General features: G+C 30.7%; 5 protein-coding genes. 1 reads left to right on the top strand and 4 read right to left on the bottom strand.

Annotated features, from left to right (window positions below; all coding sequences use genetic code 11):
• The 3 genes from ACIQ56_RS15295 to ACIQ56_RS15285 all read right to left on the bottom strand — a co-directional run.
• On the bottom strand, positions 1–340 hold a 340-nt coding region (locus ACIQ56_RS15295), incomplete at its 3' end, for a vitamin K epoxide reductase family protein (RefSeq protein WP_397601912.1).
• 19 nt (positions 341–359) lie between these two features.
• Positions 360–1,118: a deoxyribose-phosphate aldolase gene (gene deoC, locus ACIQ56_RS15290; RefSeq protein ID WP_397601911.1), complete on the bottom strand. Its 759-nt coding sequence runs from the start codon at positions 1,116–1,118 to the stop codon at positions 360–362.
• The gene (locus ACIQ56_RS15285) at positions 1,115–2,920 is read right to left on the bottom strand and encodes a hypothetical protein (RefSeq protein ID WP_397601910.1); all 1,806 of its coding nucleotides are present in this window, start codon (positions 2,918–2,920) and stop codon (positions 1,115–1,117) included. The genes deoC and ACIQ56_RS15285 overlap by 4 nt, the downstream gene beginning before the upstream one ends.
• 224 nt (positions 2,921–3,144) lie before the next feature.
• On the opposite strand from ACIQ56_RS15285, the gene ACIQ56_RS15280 reads away from it, so the two are divergent.
• A complete protein-coding gene (locus tag ACIQ56_RS15280; protein WP_397601909.1) occupies positions 3,145–3,468 on the top strand; it encodes a hypothetical protein in 324 nt (107 codons plus the stop codon).
• A 42-nt stretch (positions 3,469–3,510) separates the two neighbouring features.
• Here ACIQ56_RS15280 and ACIQ56_RS15275 read toward each other — a convergent pair.
• A partial coding sequence (locus ACIQ56_RS15275; protein WP_397601908.1) for a hypothetical protein occupies positions 3,511–4,118 on the bottom strand: 608 nt, incomplete at its 5' end.

The raw sequence follows: 4,118 nt of genomic DNA, 5'->3' as shown, positions 1-4,118 counted from the left end.
ATTCCCAGAAAGCAAGCCATTTTTTATTTATTTGTGAAACTTTTGGCATAAATGCTGCAGAAATAATGATTGCAAAATATGTCATTCCATAAGCACCAAGCGGAATAGATGCAATTTCACCATAAGAACTTCCGACAACTGCAGAACAACTTATTGTTGAATTGATATCACAAAATTGAGAACCACCTGTTTTAAGTGTAATTTGCAAATGAATTGCTAAGGCATATAAAGAAACAAAAAAGCCAACAACACCTAAAATTATAGTAAATATGTTTAATTTATTATAATATTGAGATGAATTAGATTCAACCTCATTACCTATTCCTGAATTATTTTCCATAAAAATTCCTATAATTATATTAATAAGAAGTATGATTTACTTTTTCATTAACTATTTCAAAGCCACCACTAGTCCCAAGGCGCGTAGCCCCTGACTGAATGAGAGACAACGCATCTTGATAATTACGAATACCGCCACTTGCTTTAATTCCAACAAAAATTCCTGTCTCATTTTGATATTGGTTTAACGCTTTTTTTATAATCTCAATATCATTCAAGGAAGCGCCACGAGAAGCAAAGCCCGTAGAAGTTTTTACCACATGAATTCCAGAAAGGGCAGCTAGACTAGCACATTTATAAATTTCATCATCTGTGAGAAGAGCTGTTTCAAGGATAACCTTAACTAAAGTCCCTTTTGCTGCTTCTACAATGGATTGAAATTCATTTTCTAAATCTTTAAAATTATTATTTTTTACAAAAGTTACATTTTGAACAAAATCGATTTCATCCACTTTAAGACGAACGAAATGATCAACTTCTGAAACTTTTGTCTCTAAAGTATTATAGCCTAAAGGAAATCCTACCACTGTTGCTAATCGTACGTCTGTATTTTGTAATTTTGAGATTGCCATTTCAATATAAGAAGGAGGAATACAAACCGCCCTAAAATGAGAATGAATAGCTTCAAGACAAAGATTTTCAATATGCTTTTCCGTAGCATTTTGTTTTAATAAAGTGGAATCAATTAATTTTGCAAACAAACTTGCTTTAGGATTTTTAATTATTTCTTCACGTAACAAATAATCTTTTTCTAAACATTCATGACTAAATTGAATCATTTTTCTTGCTCCACATGACATATCCCATCTCCAATATTGTCAATACAATAATCACGAGTTATTGCAAAGGGTAACGTATTTTTTGTTCCTGTTAAAAAGTCTGGTAAAAAATCATCACCCCAAGCAGCCCAACGCACAGTAAATGCATTTGATTCAGAAATACTTTCTTCAAAACTCATTGAAAAAGGTTTTGAAATATCTCCTCTATCTAATATCCATCTTCTTTTTATTTTTCCATTAATATACATTTCAATTATATTAGTAGAATTCCATGGAGGAACAGAAATTCTCAAACGAAATTTTTGTTGAATATAGCTCGAAAGTAAACCTTCATTATTTGGTAACGTTAATGGTTCAAATAAATAAAAGATAGCTCCGTTTGAAGCCTGTACGTTAGAATATTTTAAAAAATCATTACGTGGTACAATTTTCACAATCTTTGTAAAACTTGAAAATGGAACTGCATTATTTGCGATACTCTGCTCACCTGTTCTTCCAAGAGGAATACCTAAAAATGGTAAATTTTGTGACTTATTTCTTAATGAGCTAATATATTTTGAGTTCATATTAGATGTAACACCTAAATACATTTTATTAAAATCATTTTTATTAAATTCTTTAATTTGAGTTATTTGGCTTAAAATATTTGAACTTAAAAATATACTTGTTAAGTTATTATAAGGATTATAAAAAACTAAATTAAAATTTTTATTTGTTTCATTATCATCTTCTTTTCGAAAAACATAATCTTGAAAATAATTAGGAGAGCTTAACAATAAATTATTATTGTTAGAAAAAACCCAATTTTGGAACTCATTAGATTCTATTATTGAGGACGGAAAAATGGTTGCATCAAAAAAATAATTATTTTTTTCTTCTTCAAATATAAAATCATCATCATTTTCCGAATCCGCACAAGACAACTCAAAAATTTCATATTCTTTTAAATCAACAGACTTCAAACATACCAATTTATTTTTTCGAATGATAGCAAAAGTATATAATGATGGCTCAAGTTGTAACTCAAATGGTTTTTCTCCAATTAATAATGAAGAATTTAGGAACTCTTGTACACCCATATTTGAAGTCAAAAAATTACCAGAAATATATAAATCATCATTAATTTTAGAAGGAATTAAAAAATGCCCTTCATTAAAATTATCTGTTAATTTCTCTATTCCATGATCAGAAAGACTTCTACCAATTCTTAAAATATCGCCTTTAAATATTCCATTCATTAATTTTGGATCTATTTTTACATAAGAACTTTCATAAAAAGGAATTTTGATATTTGTTTCTTGTTTATCTATTAGTAATTCCCTTCGCATTTGACCATATCCAGTAGAAATTAAATAGGATTTCAAAGAAATAAAACAACTTGCTTTCCCATCTGAATTCATTTTCACCATAGCAAAGGGTTTATGGTTAACTGGATTTAATAAAAAGAAAAGTTTTTTTTCATCATGAAAAGAAATAGCACTATCAGATACAAAATGGACTAATTTTAAGTCCCCTTTCGGTAAATTTTCAACTTCACTATCTTCAAGAGTACGGCATATTCCAGGCTCAGGTGGCAAAATAGGGTTATTTTCTCCGTTCCAATATCCAATTAAAAAATCGGAGGGTCTGATACTCGTCCACATTTCATTTGGCAAAATAAACGGCGCCCAAACTAAGCCTTTTGATTTATAGGGATTGATATCAATATAATTGTACATAATAAGAGAAGAAATATCTTGTTTTGAAAAAAAAGGCTTTGCATTTTCTTCAAAAAAAACTTTTTCTTCCTCATTCGAGGACACGCATCCACAAAATAGGAGAAAGAAAAACATAAAATAAAAAGGAATTATATTTAACAGTCTGTTTTTCGAAAGCTTTTTATTAAAAGTATTACATGTCATATTTTATATTGATCCATGTCAAGGAAAATTTTATTTAACTCATTTACCTTTCAATCTTCAGAAAGGGTTCAATCCCTAAGATCCCACATCCTATAAGATTTCCTAAACACATATATGAGGTGATTATGATAATACGCAATGATCGTAGCAAGTTTCTTTCGAATGGCCATGAAGTAACGCCAGCGAAAGAAAGCCAAAGTAGCCAGGGCTCTGAATTAGCCAATGGGGAAAGGTTTGAAAACGGTTTACGCGTCAAAACACTACCTCCTAGTGTAATTAAGGATATAGAACAAAAAAACATCGCAAGACGTTTAGCGGGACTTTCTCCTATTCATGTTCGCGTCCGCCGCTGCCTTACATGCGGTTCCATGTTTGAATCCGCTGGAAACCGTACTTGTGGCTGTTCAAGTAGAACAGCGGGAACAATTGCCGGTCGAGAAATTATCTAAAATTATCTTAAAAGGGATAAGTTAACAACTTATCCCTTTTTTTCAAAAAACTCTCGAATTTTCAATCGGGTCTCTAGACCATTTTTTATAATCCCAGCACCATTGCGCCGGATGGCTCTTAATTTCATTTTCTATCCAGTTGACAAAACTAGACATTTCAGTGCTTACATCTTTTTCGCGTTCTTTTATATGATTTTTATGATATAAATCCGCCTCAGAAAGTTTTTCTGTATTTAAATAAGTTGGTTCAAAATTTAAGAGGTTTTTTTCCTTTAAATGAGGATTTTTTCCACATTGCATTTTCATTTTAACGATTCCAGGTAAAACACGATAAGCAGAAGCATAAACAACAATCATATTATTATTCATACACATTCTCAATCCTGACACAGGAAAAGCGGCATATTTTTTAAAAAAATGAATAAATAACCCACCCGTTTTTGGTTTTTGATCAACCAACATACAAAATGATGCCTTTTCTTGCGTAATAACTTGTTCCATTTTTGAAAATAAACTTTTATCCGTCCATAAAACACCCATGCCAGGTCGAACACGATACCAGATTAAGAGCTTATTAATCCATTTTACTTTTGAGGGCTGAGCGAGAGCATATACTTTTGTATGATTCCCTTTAGAAAATTGTTCCATAA

This window comes from Silvanigrella sp. (genome assembly GCF_044369315.1).
Taxonomy (GTDB): domain Bacteria; phylum Bdellovibrionota_B; class Oligoflexia; order Silvanigrellales; family Silvanigrellaceae; genus Silvanigrella.
This window is presented reverse-complemented; position numbering and strand designations above follow the sequence as displayed.

Coding starts and splice junctions, on each gene's coding strand:
- deoC (WP_397601911.1), bottom strand. CDS start 1,118: ATGATTCAATTTAGTCATGAATGTTTAGAAAAAGATTATTTGTTACGT.
- ACIQ56_RS15280 (WP_397601909.1), top strand. CDS start 3,145: ATGATAATACGCAATGATCGTAGCAAGTTTCTTTCGAATGGCCATGAA.